The sequence below is a fragment of the Pseudomonas sp. FW300-N2A2 genome (assembly GCF_017351735.1).
GTDB classification, from domain to species: Bacteria; Pseudomonadota; Gammaproteobacteria; order Pseudomonadales; family Pseudomonadaceae; genus Aquipseudomonas; species Aquipseudomonas migulae.
Window position 1 is genome coordinate 33554 of sequence record NZ_JACNDU010000013.1, and the last position, 19887, is coordinate 53440.

Genomic DNA, 19887 nt, shown 5'->3' on the forward strand with positions numbered 1-19887 from the left:
TTACGCGCAGCGGTAGTTCAGTCGGTTAGAATACCGGCCTGTCACGCCGGGGGTCGCGGGTTCGAGTCCCGTCCGCTGCGCCATATTCGGTAACCTGGAACGCTGAACGCCAGGTCACCACGGAAAAGCCCGCTAACGCGGGTTTTTTTCTGCCTGAAGTTCCTGCTGGATGCGTCGTTTCACCGGTTTTCAGATTTTTTTGAATTATTTATCAATTAAATCAACACGTTATGAAAATCTGTGGCACAATGCGCCCCGCAACGAAGGTAAAGGGTGATTAGCTCAGCTGGGAGAGCGTCTGCCTTACAAGCAGAATGTCGGCGGTTCGATCCCGTCATCACCCACCATTTACTTTCAACGCTACGCGCAGCGGTAGTTCAGTCGGTTAGAATACCGGCCTGTCACGCCGGGGGTCGCGGGTTCGAGTCCCGTCCGCTGCGCCATATTCGGTAACCTGGAACACTGAACGCCAGGTCACCACGGAAAAAGCCCGCTTTAAGCGGGCTTTTTGCTGTCTGGAGTTTGGCTTTATGCCGACTTCCATTAAAAAAGCGACCTTCGGGTCGCTTTTTTCGTTTGTGCCCGCCTACTGTTCGGCGTTTCGGCTGTGTCGGTAATCGCTGACCGCCTCGTAAACAGCTTTGCGCAAGCGGTTGATGCCGCCAATCGGGCGATGGGCCTCAACACCAAACCATGGATTGAACGACTGGTTGTCGCATTGCAGGTTCAACGCTGGCGTGTCGAAGTCCTGGGCGGGCACGTTGATCCGCGCCACTGTCTGGAAAGGCGCGTCGCTTTCCTTCCATTCAACGCTGGTGTCTTCGATCGGCATGTACTTGCCTGCATCTTGCCGCTGGATCTGCAGGACAAAGCAGGCAGGCACCCGATCGGTCGACAGTTGCTGGTTCAGCGCATTGCGCAGAAAGTTCGGCAACTTCTGGTTTTGCGCGGGCAGGGCATAGGTTGGGCAGTTCGTTGGGTCGGGCATGACCCGAAACTTGGCATTGGCCTCGCCGAATTTGTAGGGCGAAACCGAAAAGTATGTCGTCTGGGTCGGGCTCGGTGGTGGCGGAGAAAGCGTCGCCAAGGCAATAAACAGATGACGAACCTGCCAGGTGCGCGGGTCCCAGCCCGGAAAGAACGCCATCACCTTCTTGCCGTCCGCCTGGGCGGCGACATTCTGACGATATTCGGCGACATCGCTGACAAAGAAGTTCGGATGGCTGAACATCACGAAGTCCTGTTCGCCGCGACGCTGTTGATCGCTGAGCAATTGTTTACCCGGCACATCGAGCAGTTTGATCGCCATGCCCCGCGCATCGCGGATGCTGTCGAATTGCGGGTAGGCATTGCCGTTGGACAGGCGCATCGTCGCTTGCCAGGTCTTGCCCGGCTCACTGAACACACCTTGACGCAACTCTGTCGCCAGATCCGGCAACACCTGCACCTCGGCCTTTACGCAGCCATGGGCCTTGGCATGGGCATCACGCAGATAGCGGGTGCTTTCACGGTGTTGATCGACAATCCGCACAGCGGTCTGGATCACGTCCTGGGTCATGGCGGCTTCGCCATCCGGAATCTGCTCCAGTGCCGAGACCGGTCCACGGTGCTGCCAGGCAAACCAGGCAGTGGCCAGCGCCCAGCCAAGCAAGCCGATGCCCAGCAAAACCAGCAGGGTTTTGCCGAGCAGGCGACCCAGCCACAACCAGAACCGGGCAAACATCGGCAAATCTTTCTTGAAGGTGGTCATGATCATGGCAATTGCGCCTCCAGCGGGCCGCCCAGCACTTTCAGGTACTCCAGCAGCGCAAAGCGTTCCTCGGGTTGCAGCAGTCGGCCAATCACCCCGTTGCCGCGTTTACCGGCGCGGAATTCATGGCCGCTGTTGTGGTTGCCGGTAATGCGCGTGTCGAACAGGAATGCATTGGTGAAGGCTTCGGTGCGATAGCCCAGGTGTTTCGGGTCGTACTCGAACGTGCCTTTATAGAAGGTGGCCGCGCGTTCGTCCTGAGGCGAGAGCAATTGATAAATGCTTGGTACCGAGCCGTTGTGCAGGAACGGAGCGGTCGCCCAGACGCCTGACAGCGGCCGAGCCTTGTAGGCGACTTTTTCACGAACGCCGATCGGCAGGCCGAAGCCATCGAGCCGAGGCTTTTCTGCCGCTGTGACCTTGGCCTCCCGGTAAGCCCGGTCCTCGACGAACGCCGTGACGTAGGCCAGCCCCTTGGCCACCGAAAGCTGGCTCAGGTCCAGCGGCTCCTCGGGGGGCGGGTGCAGCTTCACGTCCATCTGTGCCAGTTCGGTCGGGTCCCATTGCAGCGCGGTCAGGTCGAAACGGTGGTTGGCGATGTTGCTCGCCGCCGTCGGATCAGTGCCGATGACGTCGACGGGCAGCATGTGCAACTGCTGCACCCAGCGCTCGCCTTCCTGGATCGTCCGCGGAACGTGGCAACCGGCGCAGTTCTCGGTGAACAGTGCGCGACCTTTGGCGGCCAAAGGTTTGTCGACCGCGCCCAGCAGCTCTTCCGGCCAGGCAGGCGGTTTGAGTCGTTGCAGGGTTTCTTCGATCAGGTGCAAATCGCGCACCCGCACGCTGGACGGATATCGGTAGTCGCCCTTGAGTGGCTGCCCGTTGCTGTCGAAGAAATTCAGCGTGGCGCCTACGCCCAACGCCTCGCCGATGTTGCGGGCCATCGGCTGCTGTGCCGAACCGTTCCACTGCACCCAGTCGAATGTCCACATGTCCCACAGTTGCGGGTAGTCGACCGGCGCATTGGCCACCCGGTAGTTGGCCGGTGAGATCGCGTCGCCGAAACTGGCGTTGGCAATGCGCCCGAACGCGTCGGTGCGGCCAGGGCCTTCCTCGGTCGGGTAGAGCCCTCGATGGGTGTCGTTCCAGGCTACTTTCAAGAACGTATCGAGAGAGGTTTTGAAGTCTTTGCGCAGCTGTTGATGCCGGGCGTCGTATTCCTGGCCCAGCACGTTGCGAGCGAAACGTTCGAATTTCCACGGGTTGTAGTAAGTCGACGTCAGACTGGCGACCAGAGCTTGTCCGAAACTGCCACCGCGCAGTGTCGGAACGCTGGACGGCAAGACGTGTTGCGCCGAACCGCCATCGATGCGGATGGCCTGACCGTTGAAGCGCAATTCGCCGGTGTGGCAGGCGGCGCAGGTAATGTCCAGAAACTGATCCTGGCTGCCGGGGTTTTGATGGCGGGCGAAACCCACGGGCAGGTTGCCGGGGTTGTTCGGCGTGGCTTTCTGGCCGGGATCGACCAGGAAACCGAAGCGCGCAAGGTACTCCGGACTGGCGAATCGCTGTTGCGAAAAGGGCAGCTCGAGCGCGTTGAACCACTCGTAGCGCAAGCCTTTGACCTGAGTGCCCTGGGGCGTGAAGTAGTAGGTCTGGCGGTCGGCCGCGCTCCACTGCTCCAGGTAATGCACTTGTTGTGCTGGCGACCAGTTCGGCAGTTTCGGGTTGGCGACGTAATACAGAATCACGGCGAGGGCGAGGCCCAGCAGTGCAACGATCAGAATCAGAAAGCGATAAAAGAGGCGCAAGTTAAACATCCTTGTCGAGTTGTCGCTCTCTTATGCCTCAGCTGCAATCGTGGGGCAAGTGGCCATTACTTCAGTTGTTGTGGGACGAAGCAGTCGTCCCTGTGGGGCGAAGATGACAGAAGCTTCATCATCCGATTCCGGAAATGCGTTAAAACACCTGAACTTATCAGAAGTTTCCTGCTCTCATGCCGGTAGCCATTGGTCGTGGCCGCCTGATAAGCTCGCGGCTTTACTCGATTGCCCTTTAGGCGCATGAACAAGGAAATAGCATGAAACAGCATCGGTTGGCGGCGGCGGTGGCCCTGGTTAGCCTGGTACTTGCGGGTTGCGACTCGCAGACCAGCGTAGAGCTGAAAACCCCGGCGCAAAAAGCTTCCTACGGGATTGGCCTGAACATGGGCAAGAGCCTGGCTCAGGAAGGCATGGATGATCTGGACTCCAAAGCCGTTGCCCAGGGCATTGAAGATGCCATCGGCAAGAAAGAACAGAAACTGAAGGATGACGAGTTGGTCGAAGCCTTCGCAGCACTGCAGAAGCGTGCTGAAGAACGTATGGCCAAAATGAGTGAAGAGTCGGCAGCCGCCGGCAAGAAATTCCTCGAAGACAACGCCAAGAAAGCCGGTGTCACCACCACGGCTTCGGGCCTGCAGTACGAAGTGGTCAAGAAAGCTGATGGCGCACAGCCTAAGCCGACCGACGTGGTGACTGTTCACTACACCGGCACCCTGACCAACGGCACCGTGTTCGACAGCTCCGTGGAGCGTGGCAGCCCGATCGATCTGCCGGTCAGCGGCGTGATTCCGGGTTGGGTCGAAGGCCTGCAACTGATGCACGTTGGCGAGAAGTACAAACTGTTCATCCCTAGCGAGCTGGCTTACGGTGCCCAAAGCCCAAGCCCGGCGATTCCAGCCAACTCGGTGCTGGTATTCGACCTGGAACTGCTGGCGATCAAGGATCCGGCAAAACAAGACGACGCTGCCAAGTAATTAGCGTTTGTCCTGACAACAACGCCTCGCTTATGCGGGGCGTTGTTGCATCTGGCGTCCGGCAAGGGTAAACAAAGCGAACGGATGTTTCAGGCTGGAGTCATAGCCATTGAGAGCGCCTGCGCTAGCCGCGGCGGAGCGCCAAGTCAATGAAATCTTGGGTTTTTTTATGTGAGTAAAAAACGCCCGATCTGAGTTGAGCCCTTATGAAACGGGGCTTTCAGCCGTGAAATGCAGCTCTGTTCACAAGGTTATCCACAATTTGTGTGGATAACATTTCAGCGGGAGGAATGATGAAAGCACCCTGGAATTTCGCTCGTTTCCTGCCACTGGCCGGACGTCTGCTCGCTCGTGGGCGTTTGCCGACGTTATTGTTCGCGGTAGCCAGCAAAGGTGCCAGCCAGGGCAACCGTTTGGGCAAGCTCAAAGACGACCTGCGCTTGTTGCAGGCGTTGTGCCTGGCTTACTGGCGCGGTGAATACCGGGCCATCAGCCCTAAAGCGCTGATCTCGGTGGTGGCAGGCTTGATGTATTTCCTGAGCCCGGTGGATGCGATTCCGGATTTCATTCCGGTGTTCGGCATGTTCGATGACATCGCCGTGCTCGCCTGGCTGATGAAGGTTCTCGACGACGAGCTCAACGCCTTCCGCGCCTGGCGCAATCGCCAGGTGCCAGAGAAGCTCGCGGTGGTCGAGCGCTTGCCCGATACCCTGGAACAACTTCAACTGCAGGGCCCGAAAAAAACCTGAGTCGATTCAGGATCATCCCTATATTCATACCCCCGCGACCTTGGCCGCTGTTAGGATTACACTTCTAAGGAAAAGCGCCGACTCGCTAAGTGTCGTTGTCCTACGGGGAAGTCATGGATATTCAGATAATCACACGCGAAGGCGAGCCCGAGTATGCGGTTGTTCCGTGGGCTCAGTATCAGGCTCTACTCAAAGCAGCAGGCATCGATCAACAACCGCCGCGCGAGGCCCCTGTGCATCGCGCGGCCACGCCAGACCAGATTCTTCCGGGTCTGGATCAACTACGCAGTTTGCGCGAAGGGAAGGGCATCGCCATTGAGGCGCTGGCCCGCACGGTAGGCATCAGCCCGTCCTATCTGGCCTTGATCGAAAGTGGCGAGCGTCAACCCGACGCTGCAATTCGCCGCAGCCTGGCCTGGGAATTGACGGTGCCAGGGTGGAGGGAAGAATCGTGAGCGTACGCATCAGTCGTCAACATTGGGACGGATTGCTGGGCGAGCTGGATCAGGCGCGCCGCCAGCGTCATTTGCTGACCTACCGCGCGTTGCTTGAGCGCCTGCAATTGCCGACGCCGGCCATGCAAACCTTGACCGCGGCCCTTGAGCACCTGGCCGCACTGGACGCCAAGGCCGAGCAGCCGCTGCGCAGCTCGTTGGTAATCAGCCAGGGCGCCAGTCGCCTGCCGCGCACCGGTTTCTTCGAATGCGTCGAGCGCCTGGGGCGTTTCTCCGGGCCGTCCGATGGTGTCGCCGCCGCCTCGTGGCATGCCTCGGAAGTGGTGCGAGTGTTCGAATACGAGTACCCCGAATCGGCGGAAGCCTGAGTGTTTTTCAAGCTCAAGGCGCGGGCCGGTTACTGGCTGGCTCGCCGGTTGTTTCACTGGTCGTGGTTTGTGCGTCAGCCACGCGGCTGGAGTTGGCTTGAAGGCCAGCTTGCACGCATGGCGAACCTGGGCGATGTCGACGCTCAAAGCTTCTATGGCCACATTCTGGCCTTTCGCGGCGTGGGCCTTGGGGCTCGTGAGGAAGGTGTCCGCTTGCTGCGCCTGGCGGCGTTGGCGGGGGATGGCAAGGCGGCGTATCAGGTGGGGGTGATCAGTCTGGCCGGGACGGCGAGCAAGGCACCGGATCCGGATGAGGCCGCCCGGTTTTGGGCGATGGCTGCCAAGGCCGGACATCCGTTGGCTGAGATCAAATTGAAAGAGTTGGCTGCTCGCGGTCCTTTGGATAATTAGTGGCTGATCCGACGCCTTCGCGGGCAAGCCTCGCTCCTACGGGATGTGAACGTTAATAACGACACCCATCCCGTAGGAGCGAGGCTTGCCCGCGAAGGCGTCAGCCCCATCACCGCTGCCCAACCAGCAATTCATCCTCTCGCTTGGGCGCCGTCAGACTATCAATCACATGCACGCTATACCCCGGCACATTCTTCGCGTGGTGTTTAGCCTGCGACGCCATCTCCGCCAACTGGCTCGCATCGAGTTGTCCACAGGCCTGTGGATGCAAATGCACCACGCCGATCGACAGCGATAACAACGGAAATTCCTGGCGCACGCCCTGGCGATTCGGGGCGATGAAGCAGCCGGCTTCCAGGTGTTCGCTGCGGTAGAAGCGCCGGCATTGGCTCTGGAAATCATCGAGCAGCTGGTTCAAACGTTTGCGCCAGTCTTCCGGCCCGAGCACCAGCAGGAAATCATCACCGCCGATATGGCCGACAAAGTCGCGGGACGGGTCGACGCGATCATTCAGACATTGCGCCAGGCACAGCAGGACTTCGTCCCCGCGTCCGTAGCCGTAGATGTCGTTGAAGGGTTTGAAACTGTCGATGTCCACGTAGCAGATCACTGATTCCCTTTGTTGTTGCAGCAGGCGCGTCAGGCATTGCTGGATCGGCACGTTACCCGGCAGCAGGGTCAGTGGGTTGGCGTAACGGGCTTGCTGGATCTTCAGTTCAGTAATCAGCTTCAGTACGTCGATGACCCGACCCAGTCCCAGATAGCCGCCGTTGAGGGTGATGATGAAGTCTTCCTCGATGCGCTGCCGGGCGCGGCTGGTGATCAGGCGACTGACTTGTTGCAGCGACTGGCTCATCTCGACGGCGAGAAAGTCGTCGTTCATCAACCGGCTGATGGGCTTGCGGGCAAAGAGGTCGGTGGCAAACGGTTTGAGCAGGGCGTCCGACAGCGAATGCCGATGGACGATGCCGCAGGGGTGGCCTTGCTCATCGAGCACCGCCAGTGAGTTCAGGTTGGCCTGGCGGCGGAAGGCTTCCAGCACCGTGGCAGTCGGCGTACCCCGCGCGACCGCTGGTTGATCGATCAAAAGAGCACTGAGGTCACTGCCTTCGTCGTTCAGCGCCACCGCAGAGCTGTCCTGTTTGGGCATCAGGTTTCGCGCTTCCCTTGGCGGGTGTTCTTGAGGGCGGCAGAGCAAATAACCCTGGACCAGATCGACGCCCATATCGGTCAACACCGCGAGCTCCTCCGGCAGCTCGATCCCTTCAGCAATCACTTGTGCCCGAGAGGCTTTGGCGATTTGCATGATGGAACCGACAAATTCACGCTTGAGCGCATCCTGATGGATGCCGTCGATGAAGTGCCGATCGATCTTCACATAGTCCGGCCGCAGCTCGGACCACAGGCGCAGGCTCGAATAACCGGCACCCAAATCATCCAGCGCAATGGAAAAGCCCATCGCCCGATAGTGATGCAGCGCGTTTTGCAGCAGCTGGAAATCGTCGGTCGGCGTCTGTTCCGTCAGTTCGATGACCACCTGGCTGGGCGGTATGCCGAAATCCTGCAGCAGTTGCAGGGTCCGACCCGGTTGGTGAGCCGCTTCGAGCAGCGATTCCGGCGACACGTTGAGAAAGAGTTTGCCCGGCAGTTGCTGCTCATTAAAGCGCCGGCAAGCGCTCTCGCGGCAGGCAATTTCCAGCTCGTTCAAACGACCGGCCTGGCGGGCGACGGCAAACAAGGCGATGGGCGAGTGCAGCGGGCTGTTGGATGGGCCACGGCTGAGGGCTTCGTAACCGATGATCTGTCGTTCAGAGAGCGAAATGATTGGCTGGAACAGGCTGTGCAAACCGCTTTGAGTCAATATTGAACTCAACGCACTCAGCTGTTCGGTAGTGGTCATGGCGGTCTCTGGCGAAAAAAAAAGGACTGAGAGCCAAAGCTCTCAGTCCCGTATTTCACGACAGAATGATGACTGTTTGATGACGCTAAGGGGGCGTCAGCATTAAATTGCCATCATCGTGCTTGTAACAACTTAGTGTTTGGCAACCGCGGTGTTGAGTTTCAGGTAGTCCAACAGAATCCGACCGGTTTCGCTCAGGTAGGCATCGTCTTCTGGTTTGACCTTGTCCGGCTCGGCCGCAGCGACATCTTCGTCTTCTTTCTTCAGCTCTTTGAGCGGCTCTTCGCCCTTGGCCTTGCGACGGATGTTTTCCATCGCAAGCTGCTTGGCTTCGATATCCGCGTGTTGGGCACGACGCTCGGCTTCATTGAGGCTGACGGTTTTTTCCGACATCAGTTTCTGCGCCAGGGCCAGTTTGTCGCGGATGAACACGAACTCCGCGTCTTTGGCCGAACGTACGTCATGCTCGGACTTGAGCTGCGAAATGTATGGCTTGAACGGGTCGACCGCAGGCTTGATGGCCGCGCGGATGGTGTCCCACGGCATGGCTTCCGGCAGGGCGCTCTCGCCGATTTCCTTGGTGTCGATGATCGACGGGTAATCGATGTCCGGCAGTACGCCCTGATGCTGGGTGCTCTGGCCGGAAACCCGGTAGAACTTGGCCAGGGTCAGTTTCAGTTCGCCATGGTTCAGCGGCTGAATGGTCTGCACGGTGCCTTTGCCGAAGGTCTGGCCGCCAATGATCAGTGCGCGGTGGTAGTCCTGCATCGCGCCGGCGAAAATCTCCGAAGCCGAGGCGGACAGGCGGTTGACCAGCAACGCCATCGGGCCTTTGTAGAAGGCGCCCGGGTTTTCATCTTCGAGTACATCGACCCGGCCATCGGCGTTACGCACGAGCACGGTCGGGCCTTTGTCGATGAACAGGCTGGTCAGCTCGGTGGCTTCCTGCAAGGAGCCGCCGCCGTTGTTGCGCAGGTCGATGACCACGCCGTCGACTTTCTCTTTCTGCAACTCGGTCAGCAGTTTCTTGACGTCGCGAGTGGTGCTCTTGTAGTCCGGATCGCCGGCACGGAAAGCCTTGAAGTCGAGGTAGAAGGCCGGAATCTCGATGACGCCGAGCTTGTAGTCCTTGCCATCCTGTTTCAGGTTGAGGACTGACTTCTTCACGGCCTGGTCTTCAAGCTTCACCGCTTCGCGGGTGATCGGCACGATCTTGGAGGTCTGGTCGTTCGGCGCATTGCTGGCCGGAATCACTTCCAGGCGCACCACGGTACCTTTCGGACCACGGATCAGCTTGACCACTTCGTCCAGGCGCCAGCCGACCACGTCGACCATCTCTTTGTTGCCCTGGGCAACGCCGATGATCTTGTCGGCCGGTGCGACCTGCTTGGTCTTGTCGGCAGGGCCAGCCGGCACCAGACGCACGACTTTCACCTGATCGTTGTCGCTCTGCAGCACAGCGCCGATGCCTTCGAGGGACAGGCTCATGTTGATGTCGAAGTTTTCCGCGTTATCCGGCGACAGATAGTTGGTGTGCGGGTCGTAGGACATGGCGAAGGTGTTGATGTACGCCTGGAAGATGTCTTCCGGACGGGTCTGGTCCAGGCGCGAGAGCTGATTCTTGTAACGCTTGGTCAGCGTTTCCTGAATCTGCTTGGGCTCTTTGCCAGCAATCTTCATCCGCAGCACTTCGTCCTTGACGCGTTTGCGCCACAGGTCGTCGAGCTCTGCGGTGGACTTGAGCCAAGGCGCGTCCTTGCGATCGATCAGCAAGGTTTCCTTGGCGGTGAAGTCGATCTTGTCGACGCCCTTGTTCAGCTCCGCAAGGGCAAAGTCCAGACGCGCTTTTACGCGGTCCAGGTAGCGCTTGTAGATGGTGAACCCGGCGTTGAGGTCGCCGCTCTTGAGGAAGTCGTCGAACTGGGTTTTCCACTTGTCGAATTCGGCAATGTCGCTGGCCATGAAGTAGCTGCGCGACGGATCCAGCAGCTTGAGGTAGCTGTCGTAGATGATCACGGAGCGCGCGTCATCGAGCGGCGGCTTGCTGTAGTGGTGACGCTTGAGCAACTCGACGACATTCAGACTGGCGATCACTTCGTCACGATCTGGCTGAAGCTTGTCCCAGCTATTGGCTGCGAACGTATTGCTCGACATCGGCATCAGGCCGATACCAATAAATAGGGCGAGGGCGGTGCTGGGGAACAGATGCTTCATGCTGATTCGACGCGGGGACAATTGATAACGCATATTAGGCCGTCTTTGAAGTCGCCGGTACCACAAGGGCCGGTCGCATAATGCAAAAAGCCCGGCGCTACAGCTTCGGGCTCAGTCCAGACTCACTATGGAGGCACTGTGAAAGCATTGCAAGGCGTTGACGGTCAAGTGGAGTGGGTTGAAGAGCCCGGTCCTACATGCGATGTAGGGCAAGTTCGCATTCGCGTGGCGGCAGCGGGCCTCAATCGCGCCGATTTGTTACAGAAGGCGGGCCTTTATCCGCCACCGCCGGGGGCCAGTCAGGTACTGGGTCTTGAGTGTTCCGGGGTGATCAGTGAGGTCGGCCCGGGCTCGTCCTGGCAGGTCGGTGATCGGGTCTGCGCCTTGCTGGCCGGGGGCGGGATGGCCGAAGAGGTGGTTGTCGACGGACGGCATGTGCTGCCGGTGCCCGAAGGATTGTCGCTGGCCGAGGCGGCAGCGCTACCCGAAGTCTATGCAACCGTCTGGCTGAATTTGTTTCAATTGGCTGCGCTCAAACCGGGTGAGAAAGTTCTTCTTCACGCCGGAGCAAGTGGAATCGGTTCAGCTGCCATTCAGCTGTGCAAGGCGTTTGGCAACCCGTGCTGGGTCAGCGTCGGTTCTGCCGAGCGTCTGGCCTATTGCGAAGCGCTGGGTGCACAGGGTGGCGTGGTGCGCACCGACGATCTGGACAGCTTGAGCGACCTGGGGCCGTTCGATGTGATTCTCGACCCGGTCGGCGGCAACTACGCCGCGCTGAACCTCAAGCTGATGGCTCTTGATGGCCGTTGGGTGCTGATTGGCCTGATGGGCGGCCGTGAGGCAAAACTGGATCTGGCGCAGGTGCTGGCCAAACGCGTGCAGTTGCTGGGTTCGACCTTGCGCAGCCGTGACGATCAGTTTAAGGCGGATTTGTTCAGTGATTTACGCCAGCATGTCTGGCCGTTGTTTGCCGAAGGGCGATTGAGCCCGCAGTTGGCGAAGACCTTCCCGATCAAGGATGCCGAAGCGGCATTTGCCGAGTTGGCGACGAACAAGGTGGCGGGGAAGTTGGTGTTGGTGATCGACGAAAGCCTCGTCTGACAACACCGAGCCCGTAGGAGCGAGCGGTGCGGCGATCCGACTTGCCCGCGAAAGCGGTGTATCAGTCAACATAGGTGTTGAATGTAATTACGCCTTCGCGGGCAAGCCTCGCTCCTACAGGGTTTTGCGTTATTTCCAGAGGTGGATCGGCCAGCCGGCTTTTTCGGCGTGCTCGAGCAATACCGGGTCAGGGTTCACCACGTGTGGGAAATCTACCTTCAGCAACAGCGGCAAATCATTACGTGAGTCGGAATAGAAACTCGCGCCCTCCAGGTTTTCCTCTTCCGCATCCAGCCATTCCAGCAATCGGGTGATCTTGCCTTCGCGGTAGGTCAGCGTACCGACGGTGTTGCCGCTATAGACCCCATGCAACACTTCCAACTCGATGCCCAGAATCTCGTCGATGCCCAAGCGGTCGGCAATCGGCCTGACCAGGTGTGTACCCGACGCCGAAATCACCAGTATCCGGTCACCGGCCTTGCGATGGGCGGCGATGGCTTTGGTTGCGTCGCTGAAGATGATCGGTTCGATGAAGTCTTCCACCCACGGCCCGACCAAGTGGTCGACCTCTTCGGGTGTGCGCCCGATCATCGGTTCGAGGCTGAAGGCCATGTATTCCTCCATGCGCAACTTGCCGTGGCTGTAAGCGTCCATCAGTTCGTTGTTCTGACGCATGAACGACTCGGGATCGACCCAGCCCAGCCGGCCCATCTGTTCGCTCCAGAGGGTGGCGCAGTCGCCGTGGATCAGGGTTTCGTCCAGATCAAAAATTGCCAGGGCCATCAGTGCAGTTCTCTCTTCAACATCAGCAAAGTCATCAGGCTACCTCACACAGGGCCGTCGGATCGATGGAAAGCGCCAGACGCTGACCATCGGGGTGCAGATCGGCCGCCGAGCGGTTGAGCACATCCACCACCAATTCCACGCCCCGGGCCTCGATCCGGTAGCGAATCACGTTGCCCAGCAGGCTGTGGCTGCGCACTTGTGCGTCAAGTTCGCCGTTCAGGCTCAGTTCGATGGCTTCCGGGCGAATCGCGATGCGATGCGTAATCGGTCGTTGCAGCAATTTCGAGGCGTTGTCGGCGTCGAGCAGGTTGTAGTTGCCGATAAAGCCGGCAGCGAACACATCCACCGGCGCGGTGTACAGGGTTTCGGCGTCGCCGCTCTGTACGATCTTTCCCTGATTCATCAGGAAAATCCGGTCAGACATGGTCAGCGCTTCTTCCTGATCGTGTGTGACGAAGATCGTGGTCAGGCCGAGCTCGCGCTGGATCTGACGGATCTGTTCGCGCAAATGCTTGCGAATCCGCGCATCAAGGGCCGACAGCGGTTCGTCCAGCAGCAACAGGCGTGGACGGGTCACCAATGAGCGGGCGAGGGCGACGCGCTGGCATTGACCGCCGGACAGTTGGTGCGGATAACGGGCGGCGAAATCGTTGAGCTCCACCAGTTTCAGCACTTCGGCAACGCGCTTTTGGCTGTCGTCGCTGTTGACCTTCTGCATGCGCAAACCGAAAGCGACGTTTTGCTCCACGGTCATGTTGGGGAACAGGGCGTAGCTCTGGAACACCATGCCGATCCCGCGTTTCTGCGGGCTCAGAGGCACGATGTCCACACCATCCAGCAAGATCTTGCCGCCATCTACCGAGGTCAGCCCGGCGATGCAGCGTAGCAGCGTGGATTTGCCGCAACCGGACGGGCCGAGCAGGGTGACGAATTCGCCCTTCTGGATTTCGCAGTTGATGTCGCTGAATACGGTGGTGCCTGCATAGTTTTTCTGCAGATGTTGGACGCTGACATAGCTCATTCGCTTTTGTCCTTGTTCAAGATATTGGCCGCCCAGGTCAGAACCAGTACGAAGAAAAAGTAGGAAATCACCAGCGCACTGGTGAAGTGGCCGCTGCTGTTACGCATGTTGTTGAGGTAGACCTGCAGGGTTTCGTAGCGGGTGCCGACGAGGATGTTGGCGAACACGAACTCACCGAACAGGAACGAGAACGACAGCAGCAACGCAACCATCAGACCTTTGCGCAGGTTCGGCAGCACCACCAGGAATGCCGCCTGAAAAGTGCTGGCTCCGAGCAGTTGGGCGGCGTCCATCAGGTCGCGCAGGTTGATCGCTTGCAGGTTGTTGGTGATCGCGCGGTACATGAACGGCAGCGCCACGGTGAAGTAGCAGCCGATCAGAATCCATGGCGTGCCGACCATCGCGAACGGCCCCGAACCGTAAAGCTGCAACAGCCCCACCGACGACACCACCGGCGGCACCGCGAAGGGCAGCAGGATCAGGATGTTCATCAGCGCATCGAGTTTCGGGAAGTGGTAATGCACCACAAACAGCAGGGGCAGAATCAGCACCACCGACAGAATCAGCGCACCGATGCAGACCAGCAGCGATTGGCCAAAAGCACTCAGGAATCGCGGATCGCTCCACAGCTGCACATACCATTTGACGGTGAAGCCGCTGGGCAGAATGGTCGCCGACCAACTGCTGGCAATCGAGTAGATCAGCGTGCCAACCAGTGGCAGCAACAGAATGGCAAACAGCAGGTAAACCACGACGCGGTGATAGATACCGACGGGGCCCAATTCAGCGCGAGACATGGTAGCTCCTCTTCAACAGCAGCTGATGCACGATGGTGACCAGGGTCATCAACGCCACCAGCACAACGGCCAGCGCACTGGCGAGGTTCGGGTCCAGGGAAATGTCACCGGAGACCATCGCCGCAATACGGATCGGCAGCACGTTGAAGTTGCCGGTGGTCAGTGCGTAAACCGTGGCGTAGGCGCCGAGGGCGTTTGCCAGCAGGATCACGAAGGTGCCGAGCAGTGCCGGCGTCAGCACCGGCAAACCGATGTGTCGCCAGAACTGCCAGCCGTTGGCGCCCAGCAGCGCGGCAGATTCACGCCAGTCTTCGCGCAGGGCGTCGAAGGCCGGGTAGAGCAGCAGCACACCGAGGGGGATCTGGAAATACGTGTAGAGAATGATCAGCCCGGTTTTCGAGTACAGGTTGAAATCCTGAATGATCCCGGCCTGCTTGAGCATGATGGTGATGCTGCCGTTGAAACCCAGCAGGATGATGAACGCGAAGGCCAAAGGCACGCCGGCAAAGTTGCTGGTCATGTTGGCGAAGGCGTTGACGAAGTTACGCAGCTTCGAGTCGACACGACGCAGGGAATAAGCGCCGAGCACCGCGATGATGATCCCGAACACGCTGGACCAGAAACTGATCTCGAGGCTGTACTGGATCGCCTGCAAATAGAACTTCGAATTGAAGATCTTGGTGAAGTTGGCCAGGCCCCAGCCGAACTCTTCCGATTGCAGGCTGTTGATCATCACCCAGATGAGCGGGGCGATCTCGAACACGATAAAGAACAGTGCGAAGGGCACGAGGCACAAGGCCGCCAGCCATTTGCCGCGAGTCATGGCATTCACTTGAGCAGCTCCCGGCACACTGGTTTGTCGTGGGCCACGCCCAGCAGTTCGCAGACGGTGCCGCAGATGTCTGTCTGTTTCGGTTCGGCACCGGCGTTGAAGCTGAAGGCGTCACCGAGCACGAACAGTGGCACTTCGCGTTCCTCCGGCAGCAGGCCGTTGTGGGAGCGGTCGTTGTTCATGCCGTGGTCGGCGGTCACCAGCACCTGGTAACCGGCGTCGAGCCAGCCTTGCAGGTAGTCGGCGAGGATAATGTCCGCCGAGCGGGCGCTGTTGCGGTATTGCGCGGTGTCGAGGCCGTGCTTGTGCCCGGCGTCGTCGATGTTCATGGGGTGCACCAGGAGAAAATTCGGTGCGTGGCGCAGGCGCAAGTGTTCTGCGTCGGCGAACAGGTGCGAGTCCGGGTAGTGATCGTTCCAGTAGAAATGACCGTGCTGGATCGGCAATTCGGGGGCGTCGGTGTGACGGTCCCGGGCGGCCACGAACGGCGAGTGGTTGTACAACTCACTGACCCAGTGATAAGCCGCGGCAGCGGTTTTCAGGCCCGCTTCGCTGGCGTAGTGATAAATGCTGCGTTGGTTGGACAGGCGCGAAACGTTGTTGTGAACGATGCCGCTATCGATCGGCGTGACGCCGGTCAGGATGCATTCATACAGCGGACGGGACAGGGCCGGCAGTTCGCACTCCAGTTTGTAGAGTGCCGCGCGTCCTGCGCCGACGTAAGCCTGCAGGTGCCCCATGGCGTGGCGCGCAACCTCGTAATTGAGGCCGTCGAGCACGACAAGGATGACGTTGTGCTTCATAGGGGCGGGACTCCGGGAGACTGGAAATATCGTAGAAACCTGTAGGAGCGAAGCTTGCTCGCGAAAGCGTACTTTCAGTCAACATAACTGTTGAATTAAAGTCCCTCTTCGCGGGCAAGCCTCGCTCCTACAAATGAAGCATTACTTCATCTCGACGATGACTTCTTCGTTCCACTTCTGCGGCAGAGCCTTGGAAGTTTTTTCCCACGCATCCGCGTCTTTGATCGGCGTGACCTTTTTGTACTGCTCGTTCGGCAGCAACTTGGCCTGGACTTCAGCTGGCAGGGTCAGGTGCTCGGCACGGATCGGACGGGCGTTACCCTTGGCCAGGTTGATCTGGCCGGCATCGCTGAAGATGTATTCACGAGCCAGTTTGGCGGCGTTCGGGTTCTTGGCGTATTTGTTGATGATGGTGGTGTAACCGGAAATCACCGAACCATCGGAGGGGATCAACACCACGTAGTCATCCGGATTGGCCATCTTGGCCTTGTAGCTCAGACCGTTGAAGTCCCAGACCACGCCGACCTCGATTTCACCCTTTTCCATGGTGGCAATCGTCGGGTTGGCCATGGACAGGCGGCCTTGTTTCGCAATGTCAGCAAACAGCGACAGGGCAGGCTGAAGGTTTTTCTCGTCGCCGCCGTTGGCAAGTGCAGCCGCCAGAACGCCGTTGGCGGCCTGAGCAGCGGTGCTCACGTCACCGATGGATACTTTGTATTTACCGGTTTTAAGGTCAGCCCATTTGGTCGGTGCTTCCGAACCGTGCAGCAGCTTTTTGTTGACGATGAACGCGATGGTGCCGGTGTAGGCCAGTGCCCAGTTGCCGTCCTTATCCTTCGCCCAGGCAGGCACCTGATCCCAGGTGCTTGGCTTGTACGGCTGGACCACGCCTTGCTTGACCGCGATAGGGCCGAACGCTGCACCGACGTCGCCGATGTCGGCCGTGGCGTTGTCTTTTTCAGCGGCGAACTTGGCGATTTCCTGCGCCGAGCTCATGTCGGTGTCGATGTGTTTCAGGCCGTAGATCTTGGCCAGGTCTTCCCAGGTGCCTTTCCAGTTGGCCCAGTCATCGGGCATGCCGACGCTGTTGACCGCACCTTCCGCTTTCGCAGCGGCTTCGAGGGTTTTCAAATCATCAGCCGCCATGGCGGCGGTGCACATGGCAATGGTCGAACCTAACAGTGATGCCAGGAAAAGCTTTTTCATCCGAAGCTCCTTTGGGCGTTTTCAACGCTGCGATTGCGGTTGTGTTGGTCTAGGTCAGCAATACCTGAGCCAATCTAGGCGCCCCTGATGACATTTTGATGTCGACCAGCGGTCCGTCTGCATTTTCTTCAGATCAACGCTCAGGCTTGCGAGTAAGCGTAGACCATGGCTAAAGAACTGATATGAAAGGACTTGGCCGTTAAATTGCACACGTTTGACTGCACCGTTCAGCGCCTTTGTCATCTGTCAGTCATGTGCAGTGCCTAGGCTTGCTGAAAGTTGACGGAGTCGTTTCAAATGACGGTTCTGCTCCGAAACAGTGCTGGTCTAGTCCAGATAGGTAACGTTGATGCGCATCGAGACAACCAAAGCGGTGACAGCCATCGGGCAGGTTCTTCAGGAACAGCTCGACCACGGCCTGTTGGCGCCTGGCAGCAAGTTACCGGCAGAGCGCAAGCTCAGTGAGTTGTTCGGCACGACACGCATTACCGTGCGCGAAGCGTTGTTGCAGCTGGAGGCCCAAGGGCAGATTTATCGCGAAGAACGCCGGGGCTGGTTCGTGTCGCCACCGCGCCTGGCTTACAACCTGATGCAGCGCAGCCACTTTCACGCGATGGTCAGCGCTCAAGGGCGGGTGCCGTCTACCGAGGTGATTTCGGCACGCTTGCAGCCTGCGTCGGCGGCGGTCTGTGCCTGGTTGCAGTTGCCGGCGTTGTCGAGCGTGATTCAGATTTGCCGCGCACGGCGAATTGATGAGCGGCTGGTGTTGTATGTGGAGCACTACCTCAATCCGCAGTATTTCCCGGGGATTCTGGAGTTTGATCTGAATCAGTCGATTACCGAGCTGTACGCGCGGCATTACGATTTGCATTACGGGCGGGTGCGCTTCGAGATCGTGCCGACGGCGTTGTCGGTGGATGCGGCGGCGGCGTTACGGGTGTCGGTCGGCAGCCCAGGATTGCGCATCGCCCGGGTCAATTACGACCAACACGAACGGTTGATCGATTGTGACCTGGAGTTCTGGCGGCACGATGCGATCCATGTCGGTGTTGATGTGGTCTGAGCCTGGCCGCCGCAGGTCTTGGTTTTTCATTACCCGAAGCGGTAAATGTCCATGCCCAGCGCGCCCATGGTGAAACCCTGGTGGCTGACGCTGAATGCTCCGCCGGCACTGCGGGCAAAGTACAACGGCAACAAATGTTCATCGCTCGGGTGGTTGCGCACGGCGTTCGGTGCTTGCTGGCGATAGTCGTGTAACGCGGCTTCGTCGTTGGCCTCAAGTTTCTCGATCATCCAGTCGCGAAACACCTTCGCCCACGGTTCTACGCTTTCCGGTCCGGCGTGCCAGTCCAGTTCGCGCAGGTTGTGGGTGATGCTGCCCGAACCGATCAACAGCACGCCGTGTTCGCGCAGGCTGCTCAGGGCATGGCCAACGCGGGTTTGCAGCGCAGGACCGCCGCGTGTGGGCAGCGAGACTTGCACCACCGGGATATCCGCCTGCGGATACATCAACGACAACGGCACCCAGACGCCATGGTCGAAGGGCCGTTTGCTGTCGATGCGGGCGGGCAGGTCACTGCGCTTCAACAACTCGACAACTTCTGCGGCCAGTTGTGGATCGCCGGGTGCCGGGTATTGCACCTCGAACAACGCCTTGGGAAAGCCGCCGAAGTCATGCCAGGTTTCAGGCTGCGGATTGCCGCTGACCAGCAATTCATTGCTTTCCCAATGCGCGGAAACAATCACGATGGCCCGGGGTTTCGGCAATTCGGCAGCCAGGCGCGCGAGGGCCGGCCCGCTGGCACCGGGTTCCAGTGCCAGCATGGGTGAGCCATGAGAGATGTAAAGGCTGGGGAACATGAAGGAGCTCCTGAGAGTAAGATGGGCCCATCTTCAGTCAGATCATTGATCTAAATCTAATATAAGTTTTAGGGTGTTTTGATCGAATTTTCGGAGATATTTATGCAGCCGGAGTTTTGGCACAAGCGATGGCAGTCGAATCAGATCGGCTTCCATCTGCCGCAGGTGAACCCTTATCTGCAACGTTTCTGGCCGCAATTGGGGCTGGAGGAGGGGGCGCGCGTACTGGTGCCGTTGTGTGGGAAAAGTCTGGATTTGTTGTGGCTGGCGCACCAAGGGCATGAAGTCCTGGGAATTGAGCTGTCGGAAAAGGCTATCGAAGATTTCTTCAGCGAACATCACTTTGACCCGAACGTCACTGAGCAGGGGCCCTTCAAGGTCTATCGCGCAGGCTCGATCGAGTTGTGGTGTGGTGATTTCTTCGAGTTGACGGCCGGCGATGTTGCCGATTGCGCCGGCCTGTACGACCGGGCGGCACTGATCGCTCTGCCGCCGGCCATGCGCGAGCAATACGCGGCTCATTTGAACCGGATTCTGCCAAAGGATGCGTTGGGGCTTTTGATCACGCTGGATTACGACCAGACGCAAAAGGACGGACCGCCGTTTGCCGTGCTTGATGATGAAGTGCAGCGGTTGTTCGGGGCTGTGTGGTCGTTGAAGATTCTGGAGGATCAGGACGTTCTGGGTGAGAGCTGGAAATTCGTCGAAAGCGGCGTGACGCGGCTTGAGGAGCGGGTTTATCGGGTTTCTGCCAGGTAATTGATGCTGCTTGCACTGGCCCCATCGCGAGCAGGCTCGCTCCCACAGTTGACCGCAATCTCCTGTAGGAGCGAGGCT

The 19887-nt window shown here is 59.0% G+C and carries 19 protein-coding genes and 3 tRNA genes; 11 read left to right on the forward strand and 11 right to left on the reverse strand.

Translation table 11 applies throughout. The features are described 5' to 3' along the window. Positions 1-6: 6 nt before the first annotated feature. The 3 genes from J4E42_RS17320 to J4E42_RS17330 all read left to right on the forward strand — a co-directional run bounded on the left by J4E42_RS17320 (position 7) and on the right by J4E42_RS17330 (position 443). Positions 7-83 (forward strand) — tRNA-Asp (locus J4E42_RS17320). 188 nt (positions 84-271) lie between these two features. Further along, a tRNA-Val gene (locus J4E42_RS17325) sits at positions 272-347 on the forward strand. Positions 348-366: 19 nt separating this feature from the next. Further along, a tRNA-Asp gene (locus J4E42_RS17330) sits at positions 367-443 on the forward strand. 143 nt (positions 444-586) lie between these two features. Here J4E42_RS17330 and J4E42_RS17335 read toward each other — a convergent pair. After that, entirely contained in the window at positions 587-1756 is a 1170-nt protein-coding gene (locus J4E42_RS17335; protein ID WP_207285745.1) for a catalase family protein, read from the reverse strand. Next, positions 1753-3561, reverse strand: coding sequence for a di-heme-cytochrome C peroxidase (locus tag J4E42_RS17340; protein WP_207285746.1), 1809 nt, complete (start codon positions 3559-3561; stop codon positions 1753-1755). Before J4E42_RS17340 ends, J4E42_RS17335 begins: the two co-directional genes overlap by 4 nt. A gap of 269 nt (positions 3562-3830) precedes the next feature. Here J4E42_RS17340 and J4E42_RS17345 point away from each other — a divergent pair, with 269 nt between their 5' ends. The 5 genes from J4E42_RS17345 (at position 3831) to J4E42_RS17365 (ending at position 6530) form a co-directional block, all read left to right on the forward strand. Continuing rightward, on the forward strand, positions 3831-4547 hold the full coding sequence (locus J4E42_RS17345; RefSeq protein WP_008040911.1) for an FKBP-type peptidyl-prolyl cis-trans isomerase: 717 nt from the start codon (positions 3831-3833) through the stop codon (positions 4545-4547). 293 nt (positions 4548-4840) lie between these two features. After that, a complete protein-coding gene (locus J4E42_RS17350) occupies positions 4841-5296 on the forward strand; it encodes a YkvA family protein (RefSeq protein WP_192227878.1) in 456 nt (151 codons plus the stop codon). Positions 5297-5409: 113 nt separating this feature from the next. Next, the gene (locus tag J4E42_RS17355) at positions 5410-5751 is read left to right on the forward strand and encodes a helix-turn-helix domain-containing protein (RefSeq protein ID WP_207285747.1); all 342 of its coding nucleotides are present in this window, start codon (positions 5410-5412) and stop codon (positions 5749-5751) included. Then, positions 5748-6119, forward strand: coding sequence for a hypothetical protein (locus tag J4E42_RS17360; protein ID WP_003223109.1), 372 nt, complete (start codon positions 5748-5750; stop codon positions 6117-6119). The genes J4E42_RS17355 and J4E42_RS17360 overlap by 4 nt, the downstream gene beginning before the upstream one ends. Then, positions 6120-6530 carry a sel1 repeat family protein gene (locus J4E42_RS17365; RefSeq protein WP_008040907.1) on the forward strand — a complete coding sequence of 137 codons (411 nt, stop codon included), beginning with the start codon at positions 6120-6122 and terminating at the stop codon, positions 6528-6530. It begins immediately after the preceding gene. Positions 6531-6639: 109 nt separating this feature from the next. On the opposite strand, the gene J4E42_RS17370 is transcribed toward J4E42_RS17365, so the two are convergent. Next, positions 6640-8430 carry a bifunctional diguanylate cyclase/phosphodiesterase gene (locus J4E42_RS17370; RefSeq protein WP_008040906.1) on the reverse strand — a complete coding sequence of 597 codons (1791 nt, stop codon included), beginning with the start codon at positions 8428-8430 and terminating at the stop codon, positions 6640-6642. A gap of 132 nt (positions 8431-8562) precedes the next feature. After that, positions 8563-10644, reverse strand: a complete 2082-nt coding sequence (locus J4E42_RS17375) for a carboxy terminal-processing peptidase (RefSeq protein ID WP_008040905.1) — start codon at positions 10642-10644, stop codon at positions 8563-8565. A gap of 138 nt (positions 10645-10782) precedes the next feature. Here J4E42_RS17375 and J4E42_RS17380 point away from each other — a divergent pair, with 138 nt between their 5' ends. Further along, entirely contained in the window at positions 10783-11745 is a 963-nt protein-coding gene (locus J4E42_RS17380; RefSeq protein ID WP_207285748.1) for a zinc-binding dehydrogenase, read from the forward strand. Between the two features lie 129 nt (positions 11746-11874). Here J4E42_RS17380 and J4E42_RS17385 read toward each other — a convergent pair whose 3' ends face one another. From J4E42_RS17385 to J4E42_RS17410, 6 genes are all read right to left on the reverse strand, one after another. Next, positions 11875-12528, reverse strand: a complete 654-nt coding sequence (locus J4E42_RS17385) for an HAD family phosphatase (RefSeq protein ID WP_008040903.1) — start codon at positions 12526-12528, stop codon at positions 11875-11877. A gap of 34 nt (positions 12529-12562) precedes the next feature. Next, positions 12563-13552, reverse strand: coding sequence for an ABC transporter ATP-binding protein (locus J4E42_RS17390; protein WP_008030381.1), 990 nt, complete (start codon positions 13550-13552; stop codon positions 12563-12565). Next, the gene (locus tag J4E42_RS17395) at positions 13549-14349 is read right to left on the reverse strand and encodes an ABC transporter permease (RefSeq protein WP_008030379.1); all 801 of its coding nucleotides are present in this window, start codon (positions 14347-14349) and stop codon (positions 13549-13551) included. The genes J4E42_RS17390 and J4E42_RS17395 overlap by 4 nt, the downstream gene beginning before the upstream one ends. Further along, positions 14336-15172, reverse strand: a complete 837-nt coding sequence (locus J4E42_RS17400; protein ID WP_162130714.1) for an ABC transporter permease subunit — start codon at positions 15170-15172, stop codon at positions 14336-14338. The genes J4E42_RS17395 and J4E42_RS17400 overlap by 14 nt, the downstream gene beginning before the upstream one ends. 5 nt (positions 15173-15177) lie before the next feature. Continuing rightward, on the reverse strand, positions 15178-15984 hold the full coding sequence (locus tag J4E42_RS17405; RefSeq protein ID WP_207285749.1) for an alkaline phosphatase family protein: 807 nt from the start codon (positions 15982-15984) through the stop codon (positions 15178-15180). A gap of 141 nt (positions 15985-16125) precedes the next feature. Beyond that, positions 16126-17190, reverse strand: a complete 1065-nt coding sequence (locus J4E42_RS17410; RefSeq protein WP_207285750.1) for an ABC transporter substrate-binding protein — start codon at positions 17188-17190, stop codon at positions 16126-16128. Positions 17191-17539: 349 nt separating this feature from the next. On the opposite strand from J4E42_RS17410, the gene J4E42_RS17415 reads away from it, so the two are divergent. Continuing rightward, the gene (locus J4E42_RS17415; RefSeq protein ID WP_008030372.1) at positions 17540-18253 is read left to right on the forward strand and encodes a UTRA domain-containing protein; all 714 of its coding nucleotides are present in this window, start codon (positions 17540-17542) and stop codon (positions 18251-18253) included. A gap of 29 nt (positions 18254-18282) precedes the next feature. Here J4E42_RS17415 and J4E42_RS17420 read toward each other — a convergent pair whose 3' ends face one another. Further along, positions 18283-19050 (reverse strand): class III extradiol ring-cleavage dioxygenase, encoded by a 768-nt coding sequence (locus J4E42_RS17420; protein WP_192419337.1) that lies wholly within the window; start codon positions 19048-19050, stop codon positions 18283-18285. Between the two features lie 102 nt (positions 19051-19152). On the opposite strand from J4E42_RS17420, the gene J4E42_RS17425 reads away from it, so the two are divergent. Then, positions 19153-19809 (forward strand): thiopurine S-methyltransferase, encoded by a 657-nt coding sequence (locus tag J4E42_RS17425; protein ID WP_207285751.1) that lies wholly within the window; start codon positions 19153-19155, stop codon positions 19807-19809. Positions 19810-19887 lie beyond the last annotated feature (78 nt).